20 protein-coding genes are annotated in these 24,625 nt (G+C 60.6%); 8 read left to right on the plus strand and 12 right to left on the minus strand.

What is annotated here, in order from left to right:
* Positions 1-3: 3 nt before the first annotated feature.
* The 3 genes from ACSQ16_RS02780 to ACSQ16_RS02790 all read left to right on the plus strand — a co-directional run bounded on the left by ACSQ16_RS02780 (position 4) and on the right by ACSQ16_RS02790 (position 4,523).
* Positions 4-1,431 (plus strand): nodulation protein NodH, encoded by a 1,428-nt coding sequence (locus ACSQ16_RS02780; RefSeq protein WP_243261773.1) that lies wholly within the window; start codon positions 4-6, stop codon positions 1,429-1,431.
* 83 nt (positions 1,432-1,514) lie between these two features.
* Positions 1,515-2,171, plus strand: coding sequence for a YczE/YyaS/YitT family protein (locus tag ACSQ16_RS02785; RefSeq protein WP_243261772.1), 657 nt, complete (start codon positions 1,515-1,517; stop codon positions 2,169-2,171).
* Between the two features lie 162 nt (positions 2,172-2,333).
* On the plus strand, positions 2,334-4,523 hold the full coding sequence (locus tag ACSQ16_RS02790; RefSeq protein ID WP_243261771.1) for an NADP-dependent isocitrate dehydrogenase: 2,190 nt from the start codon (positions 2,334-2,336) through the stop codon (positions 4,521-4,523).
* Positions 4,524-4,681: 158 nt separating this feature from the next.
* Here ACSQ16_RS02790 and gyrB read toward each other — a convergent pair whose 3' ends face one another.
* From gyrB to mutM, 8 genes are all read right to left on the minus strand, one after another.
* Positions 4,682-7,096: a DNA topoisomerase (ATP-hydrolyzing) subunit B gene (gene gyrB, locus ACSQ16_RS02795; protein ID WP_243261770.1), complete on the minus strand. Its 2,415-nt coding sequence runs from the start codon at positions 7,094-7,096 to the stop codon at positions 4,682-4,684.
* A gap of 79 nt (positions 7,097-7,175) precedes the next feature.
* Positions 7,176-7,712, minus strand: coding sequence for a LysE family translocator (locus tag ACSQ16_RS02800; protein ID WP_435988585.1), 537 nt, complete (start codon positions 7,710-7,712; stop codon positions 7,176-7,178).
* A gap of 68 nt (positions 7,713-7,780) precedes the next feature.
* Entirely contained in the window at positions 7,781-8,878 is a 1,098-nt protein-coding gene (recF, locus tag ACSQ16_RS02805; protein ID WP_243261768.1) for a DNA replication/repair protein RecF, read from the minus strand.
* A 59-nt stretch (positions 8,879-8,937) separates the two neighbouring features.
* Complete coding sequence (gene dnaN / locus ACSQ16_RS02810) at positions 8,938-10,056, minus strand: DNA polymerase III subunit beta (protein WP_093927535.1); 1,119 nt, start codon at positions 10,054-10,056, stop codon at positions 8,938-8,940.
* 164 nt (positions 10,057-10,220) lie between these two features.
* Positions 10,221-11,582 carry a chromosomal replication initiator protein DnaA gene (gene dnaA, locus ACSQ16_RS02815; RefSeq protein ID WP_093927534.1) on the minus strand — a complete coding sequence of 454 codons (1,362 nt, stop codon included), beginning with the start codon at positions 11,580-11,582 and terminating at the stop codon, positions 10,221-10,223.
* Positions 11,583-12,103: 521 nt separating this feature from the next.
* Positions 12,104-12,367: a 30S ribosomal protein S20 gene (gene rpsT / locus ACSQ16_RS02820; protein WP_067622964.1), complete on the minus strand. Its 264-nt coding sequence runs from the start codon at positions 12,365-12,367 to the stop codon at positions 12,104-12,106.
* A 174-nt stretch (positions 12,368-12,541) separates the two neighbouring features.
* Positions 12,542-13,318 carry an enoyl-CoA hydratase gene (locus tag ACSQ16_RS02825; RefSeq protein WP_093927533.1) on the minus strand — a complete coding sequence of 259 codons (777 nt, stop codon included), beginning with the start codon at positions 13,316-13,318 and terminating at the stop codon, positions 12,542-12,544.
* Positions 13,319-13,382: 64 nt separating this feature from the next.
* Positions 13,383-14,234 carry a bifunctional DNA-formamidopyrimidine glycosylase/DNA-(apurinic or apyrimidinic site) lyase gene (gene mutM, locus ACSQ16_RS02830; RefSeq protein WP_243261767.1) on the minus strand — a complete coding sequence of 284 codons (852 nt, stop codon included), beginning with the start codon at positions 14,232-14,234 and terminating at the stop codon, positions 13,383-13,385.
* Between the two features lie 100 nt (positions 14,235-14,334).
* Between mutM and ubiE the strand changes: the two genes are divergently transcribed.
* Together ubiE and ubiB are read left to right on the plus strand one after the other, a co-directional pair.
* Positions 14,335-15,087, plus strand: coding sequence for a bifunctional demethylmenaquinone methyltransferase/2-methoxy-6-polyprenyl-1,4-benzoquinol methylase UbiE (ubiE, locus tag ACSQ16_RS02835; RefSeq protein ID WP_093927531.1), 753 nt, complete (start codon positions 14,335-14,337; stop codon positions 15,085-15,087).
* Entirely contained in the window at positions 15,087-16,619 is a 1,533-nt protein-coding gene (ubiB, locus tag ACSQ16_RS02840) for a 2-polyprenylphenol 6-hydroxylase (protein ID WP_243261766.1), read from the plus strand. The genes ubiE and ubiB overlap by 1 nt, the downstream gene beginning before the upstream one ends.
* Before the next feature lie 28 nt (positions 16,620-16,647).
* Here the strand turns inward: ubiB and ACSQ16_RS02845 are convergent, their stop codons facing one another.
* Complete coding sequence (locus tag ACSQ16_RS02845) at positions 16,648-17,829, minus strand: acetyl-CoA C-acyltransferase family protein (RefSeq protein WP_243261765.1); 1,182 nt, start codon at positions 17,827-17,829, stop codon at positions 16,648-16,650.
* A gap of 115 nt (positions 17,830-17,944) precedes the next feature.
* On the opposite strand from ACSQ16_RS02845, the gene ACSQ16_RS02850 reads away from it, so the two are divergent.
* The 3 genes from ACSQ16_RS02850 to tdh all read left to right on the plus strand — a co-directional run bounded on the left by ACSQ16_RS02850 (position 17,945) and on the right by tdh (position 20,829).
* A complete protein-coding gene (locus tag ACSQ16_RS02850; protein ID WP_243263235.1) occupies positions 17,945-18,511 on the plus strand; it encodes a helix-turn-helix domain-containing protein in 567 nt (188 codons plus the stop codon).
* Between the two features lie 93 nt (positions 18,512-18,604).
* Positions 18,605-19,792, plus strand: a complete 1,188-nt coding sequence (locus ACSQ16_RS02855; RefSeq protein WP_243261764.1) for a glycine C-acetyltransferase — start codon at positions 18,605-18,607, stop codon at positions 19,790-19,792.
* Complete coding sequence (tdh, locus tag ACSQ16_RS02860; RefSeq protein ID WP_243261763.1) at positions 19,789-20,829, plus strand: L-threonine 3-dehydrogenase; 1,041 nt, start codon at positions 19,789-19,791, stop codon at positions 20,827-20,829. Before ACSQ16_RS02855 ends, tdh begins: the two co-directional genes overlap by 4 nt.
* 5 nt (positions 20,830-20,834) lie before the next feature.
* Here the strand turns inward: tdh and ACSQ16_RS02865 are convergent, their stop codons facing one another.
* From ACSQ16_RS02865 to ACSQ16_RS02875, 3 genes are all read right to left on the minus strand, one after another.
* Complete coding sequence (locus tag ACSQ16_RS02865) at positions 20,835-21,563, minus strand: metallophosphoesterase family protein (RefSeq protein ID WP_243261762.1); 729 nt, start codon at positions 21,561-21,563, stop codon at positions 20,835-20,837.
* 132 nt (positions 21,564-21,695) lie between these two features.
* Positions 21,696-23,291 (minus strand): phosphoglycerate dehydrogenase, encoded by a 1,596-nt coding sequence (gene serA, locus ACSQ16_RS02870; RefSeq protein WP_067622990.1) that lies wholly within the window; start codon positions 23,289-23,291, stop codon positions 21,696-21,698.
* 77 nt (positions 23,292-23,368) lie between these two features.
* Complete coding sequence (locus tag ACSQ16_RS02875; protein ID WP_243261761.1) at positions 23,369-24,532, minus strand: phosphoserine transaminase; 1,164 nt, start codon at positions 24,530-24,532, stop codon at positions 23,369-23,371.
* Positions 24,533-24,625: the final 93 nt, after the last annotated feature.

Consider the following 24,625-nt stretch of genomic DNA (forward strand, 5'->3'; position numbering starts at 1 on the left):
TCCATGCGCGATAAATTCGATAGTTTCGTGGTCTTCGCCGAGATGCGAACCGGGTCTAACTTTCTGGAAGCGAACCTGAATGCCTTTGCGGGGATCGCTTGTCATGGAGAGGCCTTTAACCCTTTCTTCATGGGCTATCCCAAAAGTGAGCCGATCCTTGGCGTCGATCAGGCCACGCGGGACGAAAACCCCAAAAAGCTACTGGCGGCGATCCGGGGGCAGCAGGATGCTCTGGGCGGCTTCCGCTATTTCCACGATCACGATCCGCGCGTCTTTGATACCATTATCAAAGACCAGCGCTGCGCGAAAATCGTGCTGACCCGCAATCCGGTCGACAGCTACGTGAGTTGGAAGATCGCGCAGGCGACGGGACAGTGGAAGCTGACCGATATGAAGGCGCAGAAGGTGGCACAGGCGGTCTTTGACGCTGACGAGTTCAGCGCGCATCTGGACGCCTTGCAGCGCTTTCAGATCACGCTACTGAACCGCTTGCAGACCTCGGGCCAGACGGCGTTTTACGTGGCTTACGAAGACCTGCAAAGCGTTGAGGTGATGAACGGCCTTGCGCGGTACCTTGGTGTGGATGAGCAGTTGGAAGCGCTGGACAAGAACCTTAAGAAACAGAACCCCAGCCCGATCTCGGCCAAGGTCAGCAACTATGACGAGATGCTGGAGGCGCTGGCGCGGTTGGACCGTTTCGACCTGACACGCACCCCCAACTTTGAACCGCGGCGCGGGCCAAATGTGCCCTCCTATGTGGCCGCTGCGACCAGCGGGTTGATCTATCTGCCGATCAAGTCCGGGCCAGAGGATCAGGTGTTGAATTGGCTGGCCGCGCTGGATGGTGTGCCGCGCGAGGCGCTGCGGGATAAGTTGTCGCAAAAAGAGCTGCGCCAGTGGAAACGCAAAACGCCGGGGCATCGCGGCTTTACCGTGCTGCGCCATCCGGCCTTGCGGGCACATGATGCCTTTTGCCGCCATATCCTAACCACAGGGGAGGGCAGCTATCGTCAACTGCGCAACACGCTGATGCGCCGCTACAAGATGCCGCTGCCGAAGGACGGCCCTGATGCGGGGTATGACCGTGACGCGCATCGCACCGCCTTTGTCGCCTTTCTGAAATTTCTTAAAGGCAATCTGGCCGGACAAACCTCAATCCGTGTGGATTCCGCGTGGTGCTCGCAGGCCCAAGCCATCGCGGGTTTCGGCGAGTTTTGCCTGCCGGATCGTATCATCCGCGAAGAGGATTTGGCCGCTGAATTGGCCGCACTGGCCGCGACCCAAGGCCATGCGACCAGCCCCGGCGTACCAGCGCCTGTCGAGCCGGGCCCTTTCATGCTTGCCGATATTTATGACAATGAGATCGAAGCATTGGCGGCGGATGCTTATCAGAAAGATTATATGACCTTCGGCTTCTCGCGCTGGCGTTAAATTCGTGGGCGGATTGACCTTGCCGGGTCTGGCGTAAACTGGAACAAGTGCGCATCTAGATTGCATCGCCAGAGGTCGCGCCCGTGAGTTTCCTGTCTGTCACCTCTGTCCCCACGCTGCGGTGGAGTTCGCCCAAGGCCTTCACCCTCAAGCCACCCTTCGTCTCGATGGTGTTTCTGATCCTCGGGCTGGTGATGTTCGGCACGGGCGAAGCGCTTTTGGTAAATGCAGGCGTTGGAGTCAGCCCTTGGACCGTTTTTGCCGAAGGCGTGACCAACATCACGGGCTGGAGCCTTGGGCTCGCGACATTCCTCATCAGTGCGACGGTGCTGCTGCTTTGGATTCCGCTGCGCCAGACGCCGGGCATCGGCACCATTCTGAACGCGGTGATCGTGGCGCTGGTGCTGGAATATGCACTGCCGATCCTGCCACGGTTTGAGAGCTATCTGGCGAATGCCCTGTTGGCTTTGACAGGTGTTTTCGTAACAGGCTTTGGCGGCGCGATTTATCTTGTGGCAAACCTCGGCCCCGGCCCGCGTGATGGGCTGATGACGGGACTGCAGCGGGTCACGGGCAAACCCATCGCGCTGGTGCGCATGAGTATTGAGTTGACCGTGGTCGCGATTGGCTGGGCGTTAGGAGGCACTTTGGGCCTTGGCACGTTGCTGTTTGCGGTGGGCATTGGCCCGGCCATGGCGGTTGGGATGCAGATCCTACAGCTGCGCAGCGTGTCTCGCTAAGGTAATCGCCACGCTTTCTGGCCGCTTGGCCCGCCCGATGGCTGGAATCCGCTAAATCACCGCATTTTCCCATGCCGACCCCACCGCATACTGCGGTATACCGTCGACCTTCGCTGTCTGTTCAGCTATCAGGGCAACAAATGCAGCAATTTGGAGCATATCATGTCCGACATCATTTACACTAAAGTTGACGAAGCGCCGGAGCTGGCCTCGGCGTCCCTGTTGCCGATCATCCAAAAATTCGCCAAAGCCGCTGGTGTGAGCGTCGGCACGAAAGACATCAGCCTTGCCGGGCGTATTCTGGCGACCTTCCCTGAGGCTTTGACCGAAGACCAGCGTCAATCCGACGATCTGGCCGAACTGGGCCGTTTGGTAAAAACCCCCGAGGCGAATGTCATCAAGCTGCCGAATATCTCTGCCTCTGTGCCGCAATTGGTCGGCGCCATCAAAGAGCTGCAGTCCCAAGGCTTTGCCTTGCCTGATTACCCAGATTCCCCCAGCACCGACGAAGAGAAAGCCGTTCGGGCCAAGTATGACACGATCAAGGGCTCGGCTGTGAACCCGGTTCTGCGCGAAGGCAACTCTGACCGCCGCGCTGCCAAAGCGGTGAAAAGCTTCGCGCAATCGAACCCGCACCGGATGGGCGATTGGGCATCCGACAGCAAGACGCATGTGTCGTCGATGTCTGGCAATGACTTCTTCTCGAACGAAGTGTCGGCCACGCTCGACAAAGCCTCCGGCGCGAAAATCGTGCTAGAGACCGCGGATGGTGAGAAGGTGCTGAAAGACGGCCTTGATTACCCCGCAGGCACCGTCGTCGACGCGACATTCATGAGCGCTGCGGCCCTCAAAGAATTCCTCGCCACTCAGATCGAAAAGACCAAAGAAGACGGCATCCTTTTCTCGCTGCACCTCAAAGCGACGATGATGAAGGTTTCTGACCCGATCCTGTTCGGTCACGCAGTCAAAGCCTACCTTGCGCCGGTGTTTGAAAAGCATGGGCAAAAGCTCAAGGAACTGGGTGTGAACCCCAACTCCGGCCTCGGCGACCTGATGGAGCGCGTGAAAGGCGAGAGCGAGATCATGGCCGATATCGATGCCTGCATGGACGACCGTCCGCCGATGTATATGGTCGATTCCGACAAGGGCATCACCAACTTGCATGTCTCCTCTGACGTGATCATCGACGCCTCAATGCCCGCGCTGATCCGCGCCGGCGGCAAAGGCTGGGGCCCGAACGGCAAGGAACACGACGCCAATTGCGTGATCCCCGACAACTCCTATGCCCCGGTCTATGACGAAGCGATCAATTTCTTCAAAGAAAATGGCAAGCTGAACCCGGCGACCGCAGGCACCGTGCAGAACATCGGTCTGATGGCCCAAAAGGCCGAGGAATATGGCTCGCACCCGACCACCTTTGAACTGGCTGAGGCCGGCACCGTGAAAATGATCCTCGACGACGGCACCGTGCTGCACCAGCACAAGGTCGAGGCCGGTGACATCTGGCGCTCTTCCTCCGCGCGCAAGGCGCCGATTGAGGATTGGGTGAACCTTGCCATCTCGCGTCAAAAGGCCGAAGGCTGCCGGGCGATCTTCTGGCTGGACGAAAGCCGCGCCCATGATGCCGAACTGATCTCCTACGTGAAGCCGATCCTTGAGGCCCAAGGTGTCGCCGACAAGTTCGAGATCATGGCCCCCCGCGAAGCCACCCGTGCCTCGCTTGAGACGATCACCAAAGGCGAGAACACGATTGCCATCACCGGCAACGTGCTGCGCGATTACCTGACCGACCTCTTCCCGATCTTGGAATTGGCGACCTCTGCCAAGATGCTATCGATCGTGAAGCTGATGAACGGCGGCGGCTTGTTCGAAACCGGCGCGGGTGGTTCGGCCCCGAAACACGTGCAGCAACTTGTCGAGCAGAACCACCTGCGGTGGGACAGCCTTGGCGAATTCTGTGCGCTTGGCGAGAGCCTGATGTTCTTGGCCGATGCCAAGGGCAACGATAAGGCCCGCATCTTGGGCGAAGCCGTCGAAGTGGCAACGCAGGGCATCCTCGACAATGGCCGCTCCCCCTCGCGCAAAGTGGGTGAGCCGGACAACCGCGACAGCCACTACTGGTTCGCGCGGTATTGGGCCGAAGCGGTTGCCGCACAAAGCAAGGATACAGAGCTTGCCGCCCACTTCGCGCCAATCGCAGAAGCACTGGCAACCAATGAAGCGGCTATTTTAGCCGAGCTTGCAGCGGTTCAGGGGCCAGCGGCTGATCTGGGCGGATACTACCGCACCGACGCGGCCAAGACCGACTCCGTGATGCGCCCATCCAAGACGCTAAACAGCATCATCGGCTAAATCACCCGATTTAAAAAATGTGCCGCGCAGTTACGGCTGCGCGGCACATATGTCTGAAAGTCAAGGTAAAGCGCTAAGGGGTTTGTCATAGGCCGCTATAAGTAAACGGATTATTGTACCTATACGCAGCGGAGACAGTCCCGCTTCCCTACACCTCCCTAAAAATCCAAGTTCTCCACGCTCAAGGCGTTCTGTTGGATGAATTCGCGCCGTGGTTCGACCACGTCGCCCATCAGCTTGGTAAAGAGATCATCCGCTTCGGCCATGTCCTCCACCCGGACCTGAAGCAGCGTACGCGCGTCAGGGTCTAGCGTGGTCTCCCACAGCTGATCGGGGTTCATCTCGCCCAGACCTTTGTAGCGCTGCAACGACAGGCCCTTCTCGCCCTCAGCAAGGATCGCATCTAGCAGGTCCATGGGGCCATAGATCATCTGGCTGCGGTCCTTGCGGATCAGTTTGGCAGGCTGGTCGTAGACCTCTTGCAAGTGCTTGGTGAAGCTGCCGGATTTCTTGGCCTCGCCGGAACGCATCATGCGGCCGTCCAGCGTGCGCACCTCTTCGACGCCGCGCAGAATGCGGGCGAGGCGGATGCCGTGGTCTTGGGTGATGCGACCCTGCCAGCCGCGCTCGTATTCCAGCGCGATCAGGTTCAGACGGTCGGCGACCTTGTCGGCGACGCCTTGCAGGTCACTGTCCACCGCGCCATCGACGAAGGCGCCGGCGATGGCGGCTTGTTCGAGGATGTGGCGCGGATAATGGGTCGGGAAGGCTTCCAGAACGCGGCGCAACTGGCGGGCCATGTCGACCACACGGGTCAGGTCTTGGCCGCTGATCTCTTCACCGTTGCCCTGACGCAGCATTGCGCCGTCGACGCCCTGCTGGATCAGATAATCTTCCATCGCCGCTTGGTCCTTGAGGTAAACTTCGGACTTGCCACGCGACACTTTGTAGAGCGGCGGCTGCGCGATGTAGAGGTGACCGTTTTCGATCAGCTCAGGCATCTGGCGGTAGAAGAAGGTCAGCAAAAGCGTCCGGATGTGCGCGCCGTCGACGTCGGCGTCGGTCATGATGACGATCTTGTGGTAGCGCAGCTTGGATAGGTTGAACTCGTCCCGCCCGATCCCGGTGCCGAGCGCCATGACGAGATTGCCGATCTCCTGGCTTCCCAGCATCCGGTCGAACCGCGCGCGTTCGACGTTGAGAATCTTACCCTTCAACGGCAGGATCGCTTGCGTCTGCCGGTCGCGGCCGGTCTGGGCGGAGCCACCGGCGCTGTCACCCTCGACGAGGAAGACTTCGGTTTTCGACGGGTCTTTTTCCGAGCAATCTTTGAGCTTCCCGGCAAGGAAGTTCACGTCCATCGCCGATTTGCGGCGCGTTAGTTCGCGTGCCTTGCGAGCGGCTTCGCGGGCCTGTGCGGCTTCGACGATCTTGCCGACGATCTGCTTGGCTTCATTGGGGTTTTCTTCAAACCACTCGGCCAGCTTTTCGTTTACCAGACCTTCGACAGCCGGGCGCACTTCGGAGGAGACCAGCTTGTCCTTGGTCTGGGAGGAGAACTTTGGATCCGGCACTTTGACAGACAACACGCAGGTCAGTCCTTCGCGGGCATCGTCGCCAGTAAAGTTGATCTTCTCACGTTTGGCGATGCCGCTGGATTGCGCATAGCCGTTGATCGTGCGGGTCAGCGCACCACGGAAGCCCGCCATATGGGTGCCGCCATCGCGCTGCGGGATATTGTTGGTAAAGGGCAGGACGTTTTCATGGTAGCTGTCGTTCCACCACATCGCCACTTCGATGCCGATGTCGTCCCGCTCCCCGGTGATAAAGATCGGTTCGGGCATGACAGAGGTTTTGTGCCGATCAAGGTATTTAACGAATTCCTTGACGCCGCCGTCGTAGTAAAGCTCTGTCCGCAGCGGCTCTACTGGGCGTTCATCGGTAAGGATTATGCGCACACCGGAGTTCAAGAAGGCCAGTTCGCGCAGGCGCTTTTCCAGCGTTTCAAAGCTGTATTCCCGGTTCGAGAACGTGTCGGTAGAGGCCATAAAGCGGACCTCGGTGCCGGTACGGTCGGTGTCGCCCAAGACTTCGAGGTGTTTGGTCGTAAAGCCACCTTCGAACCGGGCGATATGTTCCTTGCCTTCGCGCCAGATGCGCAATTCCAGCCAGTCAGACAGGGCGTTCACAACGGAAACGCCGACCCCGTGCAGACCGCCGGATACCTTGTAGGAGTTGCTGTCGAACTTACCGCCTGCGTGCAGCTGGGTCATGATGACCTCGGCCGCGGAAACGCCCTCTTCCTCGTGGATGCCCACCGGAATGCCGCGTCCGTTGTCGCTGACCGAAACGCTCTCATCCGCGTGGATTGTGACCGTCACCGCGTCGGCGTGACCGGCCAGTGCTTCGTCAATCCCGTTGTCCACGACCTCATAGACCATGTGGTGCAAGCCAGAGCCATCATCGGTGTCACCGATATACATGCCGGGGCGTTTGCGGACGGCCTCCAACCCTTTGAGAACCTTGATGGAATCGGCGCCGTATTCCTGTGGTGTCTGCGCGGTATCGGACATGCGGAAATAACCCTTCTCGTTTGCCCGATTTATAGTGTTTTCGACCAGCATTGTCACGCGAATGACACAAGATTTTGTGTCAGGCGAAGGGGATGACAAGGCCCACGAAAACCAGCATGCCACCAGAGACTAGATTGATCCGCCTCAGCGTACGCGGGGTGGTCAAAAAGCCGCGCAAACGGCCGACCAAAAGCGCGATGGAAAGGTTACCGATTAGCGGTACAATGACCGACGCGGCGAGGATCAGGCCAATGTCAGGCCCGGTGACTGCGCGCAGATCAAAAAAACCGGGCAGTACGCCGATGTAGAACAGCACCGCTTTCGGATTGCCAAGGATCGCGACAATGCCCGCGACGAAACCGGACCACATCCCGGGGCGGGTCAGGCGGCTGTCGCTGCTGATCTTCTCGCCCGCCTGCCGGATCAGGGCCACGCCCATCAGGATAAACACCCCACTGGCGATCCAGCGCAGCACCTCCATCACCGTATCAAAAACCGAGAGGATCCATGTGATCCCGAGCACCGCCACCAGCGGCCAGAGCATGTCGCCAATCGCGACGCCAAGTGCCAGCGGCCATGCGGCCTGAAACCCGCCTGAAAGCGCCCGCGCCATCATCGCCAGCCAGACCGGGCCGGGGGTAAGGAAGAGGATCAGCTAGAGCAGCAGGTCGGCAAGGGAAATGGTCATACGCTGGCCTCCACCCGAGAGAGACCCTTCTCTTCGGTCACTTCGACATACTGCGCGCGGTTGCCAAGATTCTCAAACAGTTCAGGCCCGGTGCCGGTCATCCAAGCTTGGGCGCCAAGCGCACAGATTTCATCGTAAAGCGCCGCGCGACGGGTGGCATCAAGATGTGCCGCTACCTCATCCAGCAGCAGCAGCGGCGGGGCACCGAAATCGGCGGCGATGGCGCGGGCATTGGCGAGGATCAGCGAGACGAGAAGCGCCTTTTGCTCTCCGGTAGAGCAATCGCGCGCAGCGACCCCCTTGGCGGCATAGGTGCCTTCCAGATCGGCGCGGTGCGGGCCAATCAGTGTACGCCCAGCAGAAAGATCCCGCATTCGGTTGTCTGACAGGGCACGGCGCAGCGCGTCGGTCTCACTCGGCATGTCGCATTGTAAGGCCAAAGTGGCGATAGGGAATGCGGTCTGCGCTTCGTCTTGAGCGGCTTCCAGCGCCGCGAGGGCGTGGAGGCGGTTGGCATGAATTTGCGCGCCCGTTTCGGCCATGCTACTTTCAAGCGCGGCATACCACGCAGGCTCGCGCACCATATCCTTTAGCAAGCGATTCCGCTCGCGCATGGCCTTTTCGTAGCTCAACGACAGTTCCGCATGATCGGGCAGCATCGACAGGGTGACGCGATCCAGAAACCGCCGCCGCCCTTCGGCCCCTTCAATCCACAGCCGGTCCATCGCGGGGATCAACCAAAGCACCCGCGCGATCCGACCTAGCGCGGTCTGCGCGGCAGCTTTGCCGTCGATCTTGGTTTGCCGCGCAGCGCCCGCCTCAGACCAGATGTCGACCTCATGCAAAACCGACGGGCCGTGCAGCAAGCCGGTCACCTTCCAACCAAGCGCTTCGGGCCGACGTGCCATATCTTGCGCGCTGGTCCGGCGCAGGCCGCGGCCCGGGGAGAGTAGAGAAATGGCCTCGATGATATTGGTCTTGCCCGCACCGTTCGGCCCATAAATCGCCACGGGTCGCGCGTCGACATCGATCACCGCGCGGCGGTGCGAGCGGAAATGCGAGAGGCCGAGGTTGGATAGATACAGCTGCGTCATTCAGACTCCGTTTTCTTTCAAAGAAAACGGCGCGGGAATTTCAAAAATTCCCGCCCAAGTCACACGCGCATTGGCATGACGACATAGACCGCAGACGTATCATTGCCTTCGCGCATCAGTGTCGGGTCGCCAGAGGAGTTGAACAGGAAGACGGCGTTCTCGCGGTCCACTTGGCTTGCGATCTCAAGCAGGTATTTCGCGTTGAAGCCAATCTCCAGCCGCTCGTCGGCATAGGCCACGGCAAGCTCTTCTTCCGCAGCACCGCTGTCAGGTGCGTTGACCGACAGCACAAGACGGTCTTCGTCCAGTTGCAGTTTCACGGCGCGCGAACGCTCGGAACTCACGGTTGCCACGCGGTCCACCGCGCGGGCGAAATCGGCGGCGTCGACTTCCATCTTGCGGGTGTTCCCTTGGGGAATCACACGGGTGTAGTCGGGGAAAGTACCGTCGATCACCTTGGATGTCAGGGTGATGGCAGGGGTGGCAAACCGGATCTTGGTCTCCGAAACGGAAACCGCAATCTCCATCTCGTCGTCATCCAGAAGTTTGCGCAGTTCGCCCACGGTCTTGCGCGGCACGATGACGCCGGGCATCTCAGCTGCGCCCTCAGGCATTGCGGCGTCGATCCGCGCGAGGCGGTGGCCATCGGTCGCCACGCAGCGCAGCGCTTTGCCGCTTTCGGCATCCGCAATGTGCAGGTAGACGCCGTTGAGGTAGTAGCGCGTCTCTTCGGTAGAGATGGCAAATTTGGATTTGTCGAACAGGCGGCGCAGCACCGGAGCAGGCGCCGAGAAGTTGGAGGCATATTCCGACGAGGCCATAACCGGGAAATCTTCGCGCGGCAGTGTCGCCAGTGAAAAGTTTGACCGGCCCGCTTCGACGGTCAGACGGCCAGCGGCGGTGTCGGCGGTAAGGCTGATCAACGCACCGTCGGGCAGTTTGCGCACGATCTCATGCAGCAGCGTCGCCGAAACGGTGGTGGCCCCGGCGCGCTCAACCTGCGCGGCGACCTTGTCGACCACTTCGATATCCAGATCGGTGGCGCGGAAGGAGACATCGCTGCCCTCAGCCTCGATCAGCACGTTGGCGAGGATCGGAATGGTGTTGCGGCGCTCGACCACGGATTGGGCTTGCGAAACGGCCTTGAGCAGTGCCGCGCGTTCGATGCTGAATTTCATATGCCTTCTCCCATACCGATTGCCGGGAGAGGCAAACTACCCGGTTCCCACGCTTACACAAGAACTTTTGTGGCTTTGTTGCTGCGATTGCAAGAGGGGCGCAAGCTGCGCCCCTGATCGCTGTTTAACCGTGTCCTGAACACAACCCCGTCAGCAGATTTGGATCAGGATTCGAGCGCCCGGCGCAGCAGCTCCAGATCCTCGGCGATCTGACCGTCGGAAACCTTCAGTTCTTCGATCCGGCGCACGCCATGCATGACGGTGGTATGATCACGCCCGCCAAAGCGGCGGCCAATCTCTGGCAAGGAGCGGCTGGTCATCTGCTTGCACAGATACATCGCCACCTGACGTGGGCGGGCATAGCTGCGCAGCCGTTTGGGGCCGATCATGTCGCTCAGACGGATGTTGTAGTGATCCGACACTTTTCGCTGGATTTCCTCGACCGAGATTTTGCGCTCGGAGGCGCGCAGCACGTCGGCCAGACAATCTTGGGTCAGGCCCATGTCGATCTCACGGCCCACGAGCGAGGCGAAAGCGAACAGGCGGGTCAGCGCACCTTCAAGCACGCGGACGTTCGAGGTGATGCGATGCGCGAGGAATTCCAAAACGCCATCGGCAACTTCGAGGTCTGGATATGTCTTGCGCTGCACTTCGACCTTGCTTTGCAGAATGCCGAGGCGAAGCTCATAGTCCGTCGGGTGCAGGTCCACGATCAAGCCGCATTGCAGGCGTGATTTCACCCGATCTTCGAGGTCTTTGATCTCACCCGGTGCGCGGTCGGCAGAGATGATGATCTGTTTGTGCTGGTCCACGAGCGCATTGAAAGTGTGGAAGAACTCTTCCTGCGTTGAATCCTTGCCCGCGATGAATTGCACGTCATCGACCATCAGCACGTCGACCGAACGGAAGATCTCTTTGAAGTCCATCATCTTACGGTCGCGCAGCGCCTGCACAAAACGGTACATGAATTGCTCGGCCGACAGGTAAAGCACATTCATCTCGGGCTTGCGCTCATGCAATTCGCGGGCGATCGCGTGCATCAGGTGGGTCTTACCCAGACCAACACCGCCATAGAGGAACAGCGGGTTGAACGTGACCGGGCCACCTTCGGCGACACGGCGCGCGGCGGCATGGGCCAGTTCGTTTGGTTTGCCGACAACAAAGTTGTCAAAGCTAAAGCGCGGGTCGAGCGGGGCAGTGCTCAGCTGGCTATTGGCGGCGGGCTTTGCAGCGGCGGTGGTCTGCCGCGCAGCTGGGGCGGGCTTGTCGGCGGCATTGGCGGGCTGCTGGTTCAGCGCAAAATTCAGGCGCGTGGCATCGGTGCCAGCGGCGTTAATTTCATGCAAGATCAGGTCCGAGAAGTTCTGGCTAACGTAATTGCCAAAGAAGTTCGTGGGCACCTTGAGTGTCACGATTCCATCTTCGACATCGCCGGGCACAAGCGGCTCAATCCAAGTGGTGTAGTTGTTTTGCCCAACGGTCTTCAGAAGCCGCTCTTTGATCTCGCCCCAGTGATCTAATGTCATCGTGCCTAACGTCCCGCTTTGCTCTTCGCACAGAGGCCGAGTGGATCCCGACCCTAAATTTTCGTTTCACCCGGCAACAGATCATCCACCCGGTCCCACGCGGATGACCGACCTGTGTCCTTCGGACTTTGCTAGAATGGCCTGCCCATTAGCCTGTCACACCGTAAACCGGCGCAAGAGGCGCTGAACGAACCGTTCGTGTTCTCATCGACAGGGTAAACGTGCTGGCAGCAGCATTCACGACAGTGCATCGTGCCGTATTTCAACGGCCATCCGCACTTCCCTGAAGTTGGCATTCTGCCAATTGGCTGACGCCTGTTTCAGGGCCTGTCCCCCCAAGCGAAATGAATCGCTGAACCTTTGGTAGCAAGTGTTTCAGGTCCGCTTCAACATATCTTCCATCTTGACTCAGAGATTGCCTGAAAAGAATCTCTGACGTGTTTTTTTCGCTGCACTCGCACGAAAAAAGGCGCCGCAATGCGGCGCCTCTTGTCTTTCAAAGGGTTGGCTGTGGAGCCAGATTAACCCAGTGCTTTGACCCGTGCGGCCAGACGCGACATTTTGCGCGAAGCGGTGTTTTTGTGGAAAACGCCTTTGGTGACGCCGCGCATCAGCTCGGGCTGGGCGGCTTTCAAAGCGGCGGTTGCGGCTTCTTTATCACCGGAGGTGATCGCCTCTTCGACTTTGCGCAGGTAGGTGCGGATGCGCGAACGACGGGCTTTGTTGATCGCAAAACGTTTCTCGTTTTGACGTGCGCGCTTTGCGGATTGTGTTGTGTTTGCCATGAGTATCAGCCTTCGGGTTCATTTTGTTGCGTAGCAATGCGTGACGCCAACCCTACCGGAAATCCGGGCCCCCAAAGGGCAGGTGATTCTAGCCAGAGCGGGCTGCACGCGCATGTATTGGGGCTGCCTATAAGACAGCAGGCGCGGCAATGCAAGCCGCGCCACTGGAATCGCTTACTTGTCGCGGAACTGCGCTTCGCGCTTTTCAAGGAAGGCCGACATGCCTTCTTTCTGGTCTTCGGTGTTGAACAGCGAATGGAACATGCGGCGCTCGAACAGAAGGCCTTCGCTCAGCGGCACCTCATAGGCGCGGTTCACGCATTCCTTGACCACGGTGGCCGAGATCATCGATTTCTCGGCAATCTTGCCGGCGGCGGCCATGGCTTCTTCCATCAGCTTTTTCACCGGCACAACGCGGGAGACGAGGCCCGAACGTTCCGCTTCTTCGGCATCCATGAAACGGCCCGTCAGGTTCATGTCCATCGCTTTGGACTTGCCCACCAGACGGGTCAGACGCTGTGTCCCGCCGATGCCTGCCACAACACCAAGGTTGATCTCGGGCTGACCGAACTTGGCGCTTTCCGAACAGATGATGAAATCGCACATCATCGCCAATTCGCAGCCACCGCCCAAGGCATAGCCCGACACGGCTGCGATGATCGGCTTGCGCACGCGCAGGATTTGATCGGTCTCTGGCGTGAAGAGATCCCCCATGAAGACGTCGACAAAGCTTTTCTCGCGCATCATTGCGATGTCGGCCCCGGCAGCGAATGCCTTTTCCGACCCGGTAATAACGATGCAACGCACCTTGTCGTTTTCCTGCGCGCCTTTCAGCGCCTTGGCCAATTCACCCAGCAACGCGTCGTTGAGCGCATTGAGCGCATCCGGGCGGTTGAGGGTGATCAGGGCCACATGGTTGTCCACGTCCACGGTGATCGTTTCGTAAGCCATCAAGAATGCTCTTTGTTGTTGCGCTCAGGGGAATGTGCATACCACGGCACCCCCATGTTTCAAGTTATCTTTGGCAACGGGGGCAATAGAAGGAAGATCGCCCGCTCTGAACAATGCGGCCAATGGTGCCATCACAACCCGGTCTGCGACAGGGTTCGCCCTCCCGCCCATAGACATCAAAGCTATGTTGGAAGTAGCCCAATTCGCCATCGGCTTGGCGGAAGTCTTTCAGTGACGATCCCCCCGCCTCGATCGCATCGGCCAGCACGTTGCGGATGATCGGCACCAGCCCCGCGATCCGGGTGGCCGAGATACGCCCGGCCTTGCGGGCCGGGTGAATGCCCGCCCGGTAAAGCGCTTCGCAGACATAGATATTTCCCAAACCTGCTACGATCCGCTGATCCAGCAGGGCGGACTTGATCGGTGTATTGCGCCCCTTAAGCTTTGCCACCAGATGCGCTTCGTGAAAGTCATTGCCCAAGGGTTCCGGCCCGAGCGAGGCCAGCAGTTTATGCGTCTCGGCCCCGGCGGTGGGCATCAGATCCATCGCGCCGAAACGGCGGGGGTCGTTAAAGGTGATCCGCGCACCGTTACCCATATGCAACACGACGTGGTCATGTTTCTCGGGCGCGGGGTGGTTGTGCTGAAATTGCCCCAGTGGGTCGCCCGAGACCAGCATCCGCCCGGACATGCCCAGATGCACCAGCAGCGATTCCCCACTCGCCAGATCGGCGAGGATGTATTTCGACCGCCGCCGCAGCAGCCCGACCCGCTGCCCGGTCAGCCGCTCTGCCATCCGTTCGGGGAAGGGCCAGCGCAGGTCGGGGCGGTTTACCTCGGCGCGGGCGATCACCTGCCCTTCCATCGCGGGGGCCAGCCCTCGGCGGACGGTTTCGACCTCTGGCAGTTCCGGCATCTCGGTTTCCCCTCTGGCTTGCCTGTGACAAAAGGCACGCATTGTCCCCAGCCTACGGCACCCTATAACAAGGGACTGAACCAGAGGATCGCAAGAGCAGATGACCCAGGACGCCGACAAAACCACCCATTTCGGGTTCGAGACCGTACCCGAGCATGAAAAAGCAGGTCGCGTGCAGGGTGTGTTCAACTCCGTCGCCAGCAAATACGACATCATGAACGATGTGATGAGCATGGGGATCCACCGCGTCTGGAAAGAAGCGATGATGGATTGGCTCGCCCCGCGTCCAGGTCAGAAGTTGCTCGATGTGGCGGGGGGCACGGGCGATGTGTCTTTCAAATTTCTAGGCCGCGCGGGCCACGGTCATGCCACGGTGCTTGACTTGACCGAGCCGATGCTCGTCGAAGGCCGCAAACGGGCCGAGGCCGACAGCCTGACCGGCAGCCTCGATTGGGTGGTGGGCGATGCCATGGCGCTGCCGTTTCCCGAAAATACATTCGACGTCTACACGATCAGCTTCGGCATCCGAAACGTGACCCGCCCTCAAGAGGCGCTGAACGAGGCTTACCGCGTGCTGCGCCCCGGTGGCCGTCTGATGGTGTTGGAGTTCAGCCAACTGCCCAACCCGGCGATGCAAAAAGCCTATGACCTCTACAGTTTCAACGTGATCCCGCGCATGGGACAGGCCATCGCGGGCGACCGCGACAGCTATCAATATCTGGTCGAATCGATCCGTAACTTCCCCGATCAAGAGACCTTCTTGTCGATGGTCCGCGCGGCGGGCTTTGGGCAGGCCAAATATCGCAACCTGACCATGGGGATCGCGGCGTTGCATTCGGGCTGGAAACTCTGATGCGCGGTCCGCACAACATCTGGCGGTTGATCCGCACCGGCGCGACGCTGGAACGCGCGGGCGCGATGAATGTGGTGCTGGATGCTTTTGACGCCTCCCCGCCGCTGCGTTTCGTCGCCCGCGCGCTTGGCCTGCCGTTCAAATGGCTGGGCTACAAGGGCGACCCGAACATGCCGCCCGCCACCCGCGCGCTCACGGCGCTTGGCCCGGCCTACATCAAATTTGGTCAGGTGCTGTCGACCCGGCCTGACGTGGTGGGCGACGATCTGGCGGTGCAATTGCGCGTGCTGCAAGACAAGCTGCCGCCTTTTGAAACGGCGCTTGCCCGCAGGGCGGTCGAGCAAGAGTTGGGTGAGCCGGTCAACGCGATCTTTTCCGAGTTCAGCGAACCCGTCGCCGCGGCCTCCATCGCGCAGGTGCATCACGCGCGGCTGGCCGAGACCGGCGAAGAGGTCGCCGTCAAAGTCCTGCGCCCCGGCATCGAAAAAGCCTTCCGCAAGGACATTGACGCCTTCTACCTCGCCGCGCGCATGGCCGAGATTTTCTCGCCCGGTTCACGCCGCCTGCGCCCGATGGACGTGATCGAGCATTTCGACGGCGTGGTGCGTGGCGAGTTGGACCTGCGGCTGGAAAGCTCTGCCGCGTCCGAGTTCGCGGCCAACACCAAGGATGATCCCGGCTTTCAACTGCCCGAAATCAAATGGAATTATTCGGGCCGCCGCGTGATGACGCTGGGCTGGGCCGATGGCCTGCCGCTGGGCGACAATGCCGCGCTGGATGCGGCGGGTCACGACCGGGTAGCGCTGTCGGAACGGGTGTTGCAACTCTTCCTCCAGCACGCCCTGCGCGATGGTTATTTCCACGCCGACATGCACCAAGGCAACCTCAAGGTTGCGGCCAATGGCGATATCATCGCCTATGACTTCGGCATCATGGGCCATATCGACAGCTATACCCGTCGGGTGTACGCGGAAATTCTCTATGGTTTTATCCGCCGTGACTATATGCGCGTGGCCAAAGTGCATTTCGAGGCGGGTTATGTCCCCGCCGACAAGGATGTCGATGAATTCGCCCGCGCCCTGCGCGCGGTGGGCGAGCCGATTTTCGGCATGGACGCTACCCGCATTTCCATGGCTCGGTTGCTGACCTACCTCTTTGAAGTGACTGAGCGTTTCGGCATGGAAACCCGGACCGAGCTGATCTTGCTGCAACGTACCATGGTCGTGGTCGAAGGGGTCGCCCGCTCGCTCAACCCGCATATCAACATCTGGGAAGTCGCGAGCCCGATTGTGACCGATTACATCACCAAGTCGCTAGGGCCGCGCGCGATCGTTTCTGACCTACGCGATACGGCGATGGTCATGGCCCGCTTTGGCCCGCGCCTGCCGGGGCTGGTCGAGCAGGCGCTGAATCGTCAAGCCGAGGAGCAGCCAGAGCGCCGCCCGCGGTTCTGGCGCTACATCGCGGCGACTGCGGTGATGTCCGGCATTGCCGGGGCCACCACAATCGCCCTGATTGGCGCGCTGCTTTAGGGCAGGGGGCCGCGGAGGCCCCCCGCATTTAGGCAATACGTTCGATGGCCATGGCGATGCCTTGCCCGCCGCCGATGCACATGGTGATCAACGCGCGCTTGCCGCCGATCCGCTCCAGCTCATAAAGCGCCTTCACGGTGATGATCGCCCCCGTCGCGCCGACCGGATGGCCAAGCGCAATCGCCCCACCGTTGGGGTTCACCTTCGCAGGATCAAAGCCCAGCTCTTTGTTTACAGCTAGTGCTTGGCTGGCGAAGGCCTCGTTGCTTTCGATCACGTCGAAGTCGCTGGCTTTCAGCCCGGTGCGTTTCAGCAGGTTCTGCACGGCAGGGATCGGCCCGATGCCCATCACCTCAGGCCGCACACCAGCATGGGCGTAGCCTATAATGCGCGCACGGGGTTTCAACCCAGCGGCCTCAGCCGCTTCGGCGCGAGCCAGCACCAGTGCTGCCGCACCGTCATTGATGCCGCTGGCGTTGCCCGCTGTGACGCGTCCATCTTTCTGGAACACCGGACGCAGCCCGGCCAGCGCTTCGGCGGTGGTCGCCTTGGGGTGTTCGTCGGTGTCGAACGGCACCATGTCGCGTTTGACCTTTACGTCGACCGGCACGATCTGATCCTTGAAATGCCCCGCCGCGATGGCCGCCGCTGCGCGCTCTTGGCTTTGCAGGGCAAAGGCGTCCATCTCCTCGCGGGTGACGGTATGTTCATCTGCCACATTCTCGGCGGTGACCCCCATGTGGCCGGTGCCGAAGGGGCAGTTCAGTGTGCCCAAAAGCATGTCGAGGCTGCGGACATCGCCCATCTTTTGGCCCCAGCGGGCGTCGGGCAGGATATAGGGTGCGCGCGACATGCTCTCGGCCCCGCCAGCAAGGGCGAAATCCGCATCGCCCAGCATGAGGCTTTGAGTGGCCGAGACCAGCGCCTGCACGCCCGAACCGCACAGGCGGTTCACGTTCATCGCAGGCACTTCATCAGGCACACCCGCCTCCCGCGCGGCGACGCGGCTGAGGTACATGTCGCGCGGCTCGGTGTTAATGACATTGCCGAAAACCACATGGCCGATCTGCGCCGGATCAACGCCCGCCTGCTCCATCGCGGCGCGGGCCACGGTGCTGCCCAAGGTGGTTGGCGGGGTCGCGGCAAGGCTGCCGCCGAAAGTGCCGATGGCGGTGCGTGCGCCGCCCAAGATGACGATATCGTTTGACATGAAGCTCTCCTCTATCCGTTGGCGGCACTATGCGGCGGAGATGACCCATTGTCAGGCGAAACGTCCCGTCAAAGCGCCGCTTGACAGGGGCAGTGCGCCGCGCGACATATCCGCCATGACGGAAAATAATGACAAGATCCTGACGCAACTGCCCGCCCGCTTGAAAGAAGCGCGGCAGGGGCAGGGGTTGTCGCTTGATGCCGTGGCCAAGCTATCGGGCGTGTCGCGCTCTATGGTGAGCCAGATTGAGCGCGGGGAATCGAGCCCGACCATCGCCACGCTGTGGAACCTGACCCGTGCATTGCAGGTGGATTTCGCGGGTCTTTTGGATGGCGCGCCAACCGAAGCGCAGATTGAAGTGCTGCGCAATGCGGCGGTGCCGACGATCAACAACCTTGGCTCCGGCTGTCGCATCCGCATCCTATCCCCGCCGGAAGAAGCTGGGCATCATGAGGTGTATGAGTTGCTCATCGCCGAGGGCGGCATGTTGGACAGCGCCCCGCATACCCGTGGTGCCCGTGAGCATCTGAGCGTCTTTGAAGGTGCTGTCGAGATCACAAGCGGCACGGGGACCGAGCAATTGCAGGCCGGAGACACCGCCCGTTATGCTGCCGATGTGCCCCACGCCATCCGCGCCACGGCGGGACCGGTGCGGGCCTTCCTGGTCGTGCAGGACGCCTGATATCCGGTATATCGGAAAAAATCCGCTATTCAAGAAATCCTCTATTCCGGAATAGCCTCCGCTATGGTAGATGATTCTCAAAAGGAGAGTCTCATGACCAAAGCATTTCTGGACCACATCACCGACACTCTGGCCGAGATCGACGCCGAGGGCATGATGAAGCGCGAGCGCCTGATCACCACACCGCAGGGCGGGGAGATTGAGGTTGGCACCCGCGAAGTCATCAACCTCTGCGCCAACAACTATCTCGGCCTTGCCGATCATCCCGACCTGATCGCCACCGCCAAAGAGGCGATGGACGAGAAGGGATTCGGCATGGCCTCGGTCCGCTTCATCTGCGGCACGCAGGACATCCACCGTGAGTTGGAGCAGAAGCTGGCGAGCTTTCTCGGCCATGACGATTCGATCCTCTTTGCCGCCTGTTTTGACGCCAACGGCGGGCTGTTCGAGCCGCTTTTGGGGCCGGAGGATGCGGTGATCTCGGACGCGCTGAACCATGCGTCGATCATCGACGGCATTCGTCTGTGCAAGGCAAAGCGCTATCGCTACGCCAACAGCGACATGGACGATCTGGAGGCCAAGCTGAAGCAGGCCCGCGATGACGGTGCGCGTTTCATTATGATCGCCACCGACGGGGTCTTCTCCATGGACGGCTATCTGGCGAAGCTGCCCGAGATCACCGCACTGGCGGAGAAATACGAGGCGTTGGTGATGGTCGACGACTGCCACTCCACCGGCTTTATGGGGCCGAAAGGCGCAGGCACGCCCGCGCATTACGGGGTCAAGGTCGACATCGTGACCGGCACGCTGGGCAAGGCGCTTGGCGGGGCGATTGGCGGCTATATCGCCGGGCCGCAGGCGGTGATCGACCTGCTGCGCCAGCGCGCGCGGCCCTATCTGTTTTCCAATTCGCTGCCCTCGTCGATTGTCATGGCAGGGATGCGGGCGCTGGAACTGGTGGAGCAAGGCGATGATCTACGCGCGCAGTTGTTCGAAAACACAGCATACTGGCGTGCGGGGCTGGAAAGGCTTGGCTTTGACCTGCTGCCGGGCGAGCATCCCATCGTGCCGGTCATGCTGGGCGAGGCGCAACTGGCGCAGGACATGGCGGCACGGCTTTTCGAGGAGGGGGTCTATGTCTCCGGCTTCTTCTTCCCGGTCGTGCCGCGCGGTCAGGCGCGCATCCGCACGCAGATGAACGCAGCCTTAACGCGCGAGCAGCTGGACCGCGCGTTGAAGGCATTCGAAGTCGCGGGCAAAGCCTGTGGGCTGATCCAATGACCACGAATGAAATGAAAGCGTTGGCCAAGCTGCACCCCCGCGAGGGGCTGTGGATGACCCACGCCCCAGTGCCGGAAATCGGCCCGGATGACGTGCTGATTAAGATCAACAAAACCGGCATCTGCGGCACCGATATTCACATCTGGAACTGGGATGACTGGGCCGCCGGGACCGTGCCGGTGGGGCTGATCACCGGCCATGAGTTCGCGGGCGAGATCGTGGAATTGGGCCGCAACGTCGAAGGGCTGGAGATCGGCCAGCGCTGCTCAGGCGAGGGGCATCTGATCGGCAAGCAGTCGCGCCAGAGCCGGGCGGGCAAGTTCCACCTCGATCCCGCGACGCGGGGCATCGGCGTCAATGAACAGGGCGCCTTTGCGCAGTATCTCAAGCTACCTGCCTTCAACGTTGTCCCGCTGCCGGATGAGATTTCGGACGACATCGGCGCGATCCTCGATCCCTTAGGCAACGCGGTGCATACAGCGCTCAGCTTCGATCTGGTGGGCGAGGATGTGTTGATCACAGGCGCTGGCCCCATCGGCATCATGGCCGCCGCTGTCGCGCGGCATGTAGGCGCGCGGCATGTGGTGATTACGGATGTGAACCCCGCCCGGCTGGCGCTGGCGGAAAAAGTCGCCGATGTGGTGACAGTGAACGTCGCCAAGGAGGACTTGGCGGATGTGATCCCCCGATTGAAAATGAAGCAGGGCTTTGACGTGGGTTTAGAGATGTCCGGCAACCAACAGGCGCTGGATCAGATGGTTGAGGCCATGACCATGGGCGGGCGTATCGCCATGCTGGGCATCCCACCGGGCAAGTCGCCGATGGACTGGAGCCGGATCGTTTTCAAGGCGATCACCATCAAGGGCGTCTATGGCCGCGAGATTTTCGAGACGTGGTACAAGATGATCGCCATGCTGGAAAACGGGCTCGACGTCTCGCAGATCATCACCCATCGCTTCGGCGTAGATGATTTCGAGAAGGGCTTCGCCGCGATGAAGTCCGGCCAGTCGGGCAAAGTAGTCCTCGACTGGACGTGAACCACTCAGGGGCGCAGGCGATTGCGCCCCTGTTGCGTCAGAACCCAAACGTCTTCGCCCTCAAACACCGCTGCACAAAGCGGTTTTCCGTAGCCCGCGCCGGTGTCGAGGTTGACGCGGTTACCGTAATGCGTAGCGCTATCCACGGGGGTGTGGCCGTGCACGATCAGTTTGGGATGTGGTGCGGTGTACTCGTGAAACTCTTTGCGGATCCACAGCAGGTCATTCTCGGTCTGATCATCCAGCGGCACGCCGGGGCGGATACCCGCATGGGCAAAGAAGTAGTCGAGCGTTTGATGCGACAGCGCGAGGGTTTTCAAGAAATCGACATGCGCCTGCGGTACCGCTTCGCGGGCCTTTGCATGAACGTCTGACATCCGGTCGCGTCCGTTGACGGGTACACCGTAAGAACCAAGCGTCGTGTCGCCGCCTAAGCGCGGGTTCAGCCAATTCAGTTCAACTAGCAAAAGCGGATCATGACGCGGGAAATCCTCCATAAACCAGCTGAACATGCGGTCATGATTGCCCATCAAAAAGGTCCAGTTGCGGCCGTCGGCCTTGCCGGTGGCCAGCCGGTCAATCACCGCTTTGCTGTCGGGGCCACGGTCGGTGTAATCGCCAAGGAAGAAGATGCGCGCGTCTGGCCCGCCGTCTTCTTCGATCAAAGTCAGCACGCGCTCAAGCTCGGCAGCGTAACCGTGGATATCTCCGATGGCATAGATGGGGTTTGGCATGGTCGTTCCTGTCCTTCTGCGCCCCCTCGTGATGCCGCAAAGCCAGCGCGAAGGAAAGGCTTGGACCAAGGATACTCCCAAAAGCAAAAGCGCCCCACGAGGGGGCGCTTTCAGATTGTGCAGTTGCGAGGCTTAGGCCACGTCGAATTGCAGCGGCTTGATCTGCCGGAACATGCCGGTGTCGCGCAGCTTGCCGATCACGGTTTCTGGCACCTGATCGTCGACGTAAAGCAGGGCAATCGCCTCGCCCTTGGCGGTGTGGCGGCCCAAGGTGAAGTTGGCGATGTTCACGCCGTTTTCGCCCATGGTCTGGCCCAAGGTGCCGATGATCCCCGGCACGTCTTCGTTCGTTGTGTAGAGCATGTGCTCCCCGATCTCGGCGTCGATGGTGATGCCTTTGATCTGGATGAAGCGCGGCTTGCCATCTGAGAACACGGTGCCCGCGATGGAGCGCTCGCGCTTTTCGGTCACCACGGTCACTTTGACATAGCCGTCGAAGACCCCGGATTTGTCTTGATTGGTAGTGCTGATCTGAATGCCCTTTTCACGGGCGACCACGGGGGCGGAAACCATGTTCACGTCCGGGTTGGCGCGTTTCATGATACCCGCCACGACGCCACAGTTCAGCGCCTTGAGGTTCATCTGTGCGACGGAGCCGTCATAAAGGATATTGATCGCCTTGATCGGCTCGTCGGTCATCTGACCGATGAAGGCACCGAGGTGACCAGCCAGTTTGACCCATGGGCCCATGACCTTGGCTTCTTCGGCGGTGACCGATGGCATGTTCAGCGCGTTGGTTACGGCACCGGTCAGTAGGTAGTCCGACATCTGCTCGGCCACTTGCAGCGCCACGTTTTCCTGCGCCTCTGTGGTCGCGGCACCAAGGTGCGGCGTGCAGACCACGTTGGGCAGGTTGAACAACGGGTTCTCTTTGGCCGGTTCCTCTGCGAAGACGTCGAAACCCGCGCCCGCCACATGGCCGGATTTCAACAGGTCGGCGAGCGCTTCTTCGTCAACCAGACCCCCACGGGCGCAGTTGATGATACGCACGCCGGGCTTGGTCTTTTCAAGGTTCTCGCGGCTGAGGATATTCGCCGTCTGCTCGGTAAAGGGAACGTGGAGGGTAATGAAATCGGCGCGGGTCAGCAGTTCGTCCAGCTCGACCTTTTCGACACCCATCTTCTCGGCCTTTTCTTCGCCCAAGAAGGGGTCATAGGCCACGACTTTCATCTTGAGGCCCCGCGCGCGGTCGCAAACGATGCCGCCGATGTTGCCCGCGCCGATGACGCCCAGCGTCTTGCCGGTCAGCTCAACGCCCATGAACTTCGACTTTTCCCATTTGCCCGCGTGGGTGGAGGCCGACGCTTCGGGGATCTGGCGCGCCACGGCGAACATCATCGCGATGGCATGTTCGGCAGTGGTAATCATGTTGCCGAAGGGCGTGTTCATCACGATCACGCCCTGCTTCGACGCGGCTTCCTTGTCGATGTTGTCGGTGCCGATGCCCGCGCGGCCGACCACTTTGAGGTTGGGCGCATTGGCGAGGATCTTTTCCGTCACCTTGGTGGCGGAGCGGATCGCGAGCCCGTCATAGTTGCCGATAACTTCGGCCAGTTTGTCTTTGTCCTTGCCCAGATCGGGCTGGAAATCAACGTCGATGCCACGGTCGCGAAAGATCTGAACGGCGGCTTCCGACAGGCTGTCGGAAATGAGTACTTTGGGAGCCATTTTTTGGTCCTTTTCAAAAATAGGGGACAGGGGCGGCGCGTAGGATCACGCGCCCGCCGGAATGCTTTAGGCGTTGATTAGGCGTTGATTTCGGCTTCAAAGGCCCATTCGAGCCACGGCAGCATCGCTTCGATATCAGCCGTTTCAACCGTGCCGCCGCACCAGATGCGCAGGCCCGGAGGGGCATCGCGGTAAGCGCCGACATCGAGGGCCGCACCCTCGTCCGCAAGCCGTTTGGCCACGGCCTTGGCAAAGGCTGCACCGTCCTGAATGCGATCATCAGTGAACTTGAGGCAGACCGAGGTGTTGGACCGTGTCGCCGGATCGGTGGCGAGGAAGTCGATCCAGTCATGCGCTTCGACGAATTCGGCGATGGCCGCCGTATTGGCATCGGCCCGTGCGATCAGCCCCTTGAGGCCGCCTACGGATTTCGCCCAATCGAGTGCCAGCAGGTAATCTTCGACGCAGAGCATCGAAGGCGTGTTGATCGTCTCGCCCTTAAAGATGCCCTCGTTCAGCTTGCCGCCTTTGGTCAGGCGGAAGATTTTCGGCAGGGGCCATGCGGGGGTGTAGCTTTCCAACCGCTCAACTGCGCGGGGGCTGAGGATCAGCATGCCATGGGCCGCTTCGCCGCCCAGCACCTTCTGCCAAGAGAAGGTCGTCACATCCAGCTTGTCCCACGGCAGGTCCATTGCAAAGGCCGCCGAGGTGGCGTCGCAAAGCGTCAGGCCGGCGCGGTCAGCGGGGATCGCGTCGCCGTTCGCCATCCGCACGCCGGAGGTGGTGCCGTTCCAAGTGAAGCAGACATCGTTGTCGTAGTTCAGCGCGGCCATGTCTACGATCTCGCCGTATTCGGCGGTGTGAACCTGCGCTTCGATTTTCAGCTGTTTGACCACATCGGTGACCCAGCCTGCGCCGAAGGATTCCCAAGCCACCATCTCAGTCGGGCGTTCGCCCAAGAGCGACCACATGGCCATCTCGAATGCGCCGGTGTCAGAGGCGGGCACGATGCCGATGCGGTAATCCGCAGGCACGCCGAGCACCTCGCGGGTGGTCTCGATTGCCTCAAGCAACTTGGCCTTGCCGGGTGCGGCACGGTGGCTGCGGCCCAATGGTGCATCGCCAAGCTTGGTCAAATCGAATGTGGGGATTTTGGCGCAGGGGCCGGAAGAGAAACGCGGATTTGCCGGTACGGCAACAGGTTTCGTGTCCGGGCGCGATGCCGGTTGTGTAATAGCCATTTATGCTACCCTCTCAGATAATCGCCCTTCGTTGGGGAAGGGTGTCCCACTTGTCGGCATACGCGGGGAGGCTGGACTGGCGCAAGTCGCAAA

Source organism: Sulfitobacter sp. SH24, assembly GCF_965641895.1.
GTDB classification, from domain to species: Bacteria; Pseudomonadota; Alphaproteobacteria; order Rhodobacterales; family Rhodobacteraceae; genus Sulfitobacter; species Sulfitobacter dubius.

Excerpts from the sequence above, each read along its gene's own strand:
- ACSQ16_RS02780 (WP_243261773.1), top strand. The coding sequence starts at position 4 with ATGCGCGATAAATTCGATAGTTTCGTGGTCTTCGCCGAGATGCGAACC.
- ACSQ16_RS02790 (WP_243261771.1), top strand. The coding sequence starts at position 2,334 with ATGTCCGACATCATTTACACTAAAGTTGACGAAGCGCCGGAGCTGGCC.
- gyrB (WP_243261770.1), bottom strand. The coding sequence starts at position 7,096 with ATGTCCGATACCGCGCAGACACCACAGGAATACGGCGCCGATTCCATC.
- ACSQ16_RS02800 (WP_435988585.1), bottom strand. The coding sequence starts at position 7,712 with ATGATGGCGCGGGCGCTTTCAGGCGGGTTTCAGGCCGCATGGCCGCTG.
- recF (WP_243261768.1), bottom strand. The coding sequence starts at position 8,878 with ATGACGCAGCTGTATCTATCCAACCTCGGCCTCTCGCATTTCCGCTCG.
- dnaN (WP_093927535.1), bottom strand. The coding sequence starts at position 10,056 with ATGAAATTCAGCATCGAACGCGCGGCACTGCTCAAGGCCGTTTCGCAA.
- dnaA (WP_093927534.1), bottom strand. The coding sequence starts at position 11,582 with ATGACATTAGATCACTGGGGCGAGATCAAAGAGCGGCTTCTGAAGACC.
- rpsT (WP_067622964.1), bottom strand. The coding sequence starts at position 12,367 with ATGGCAAACACAACACAATCCGCAAAGCGCGCACGTCAAAACGAGAAA.
- ACSQ16_RS02825 (WP_093927533.1), bottom strand. The coding sequence starts at position 13,318 with ATGGCTTACGAAACGATCACCGTGGACGTGGACAACCATGTGGCCCTG.
- mutM (WP_243261767.1), bottom strand. The coding sequence starts at position 14,234 with ATGCCGGAACTGCCAGAGGTCGAAACCGTCCGCCGAGGGCTGGCCCCC.
- ubiE (WP_093927531.1), top strand. The coding sequence starts at position 14,335 with ATGACCCAGGACGCCGACAAAACCACCCATTTCGGGTTCGAGACCGTA.
- ubiB (WP_243261766.1), top strand. The coding sequence starts at position 15,087 with ATGCGCGGTCCGCACAACATCTGGCGGTTGATCCGCACCGGCGCGACG.
- ACSQ16_RS02845 (WP_243261765.1), bottom strand. The coding sequence starts at position 17,829 with ATGTCAAACGATATCGTCATCTTGGGCGGCGCACGCACCGCCATCGGC.
- ACSQ16_RS02850 (WP_243263235.1), top strand. The coding sequence starts at position 17,945 with ATGACGGAAAATAATGACAAGATCCTGACGCAACTGCCCGCCCGCTTG.
- ACSQ16_RS02855 (WP_243261764.1), top strand. The coding sequence starts at position 18,605 with ATGACCAAAGCATTTCTGGACCACATCACCGACACTCTGGCCGAGATC.
- tdh (WP_243261763.1), top strand. The coding sequence starts at position 19,789 with ATGACCACGAATGAAATGAAAGCGTTGGCCAAGCTGCACCCCCGCGAG.
- ACSQ16_RS02865 (WP_243261762.1), bottom strand. The coding sequence starts at position 21,563 with ATGCCAAACCCCATCTATGCCATCGGAGATATCCACGGTTACGCTGCC.
- serA (WP_067622990.1), bottom strand. The coding sequence starts at position 23,291 with ATGGCTCCCAAAGTACTCATTTCCGACAGCCTGTCGGAAGCCGCCGTT.
- ACSQ16_RS02875 (WP_243261761.1), bottom strand. The coding sequence starts at position 24,532 with ATGGCTATTACACAACCGGCATCGCGCCCGGACACGAAACCTGTTGCC.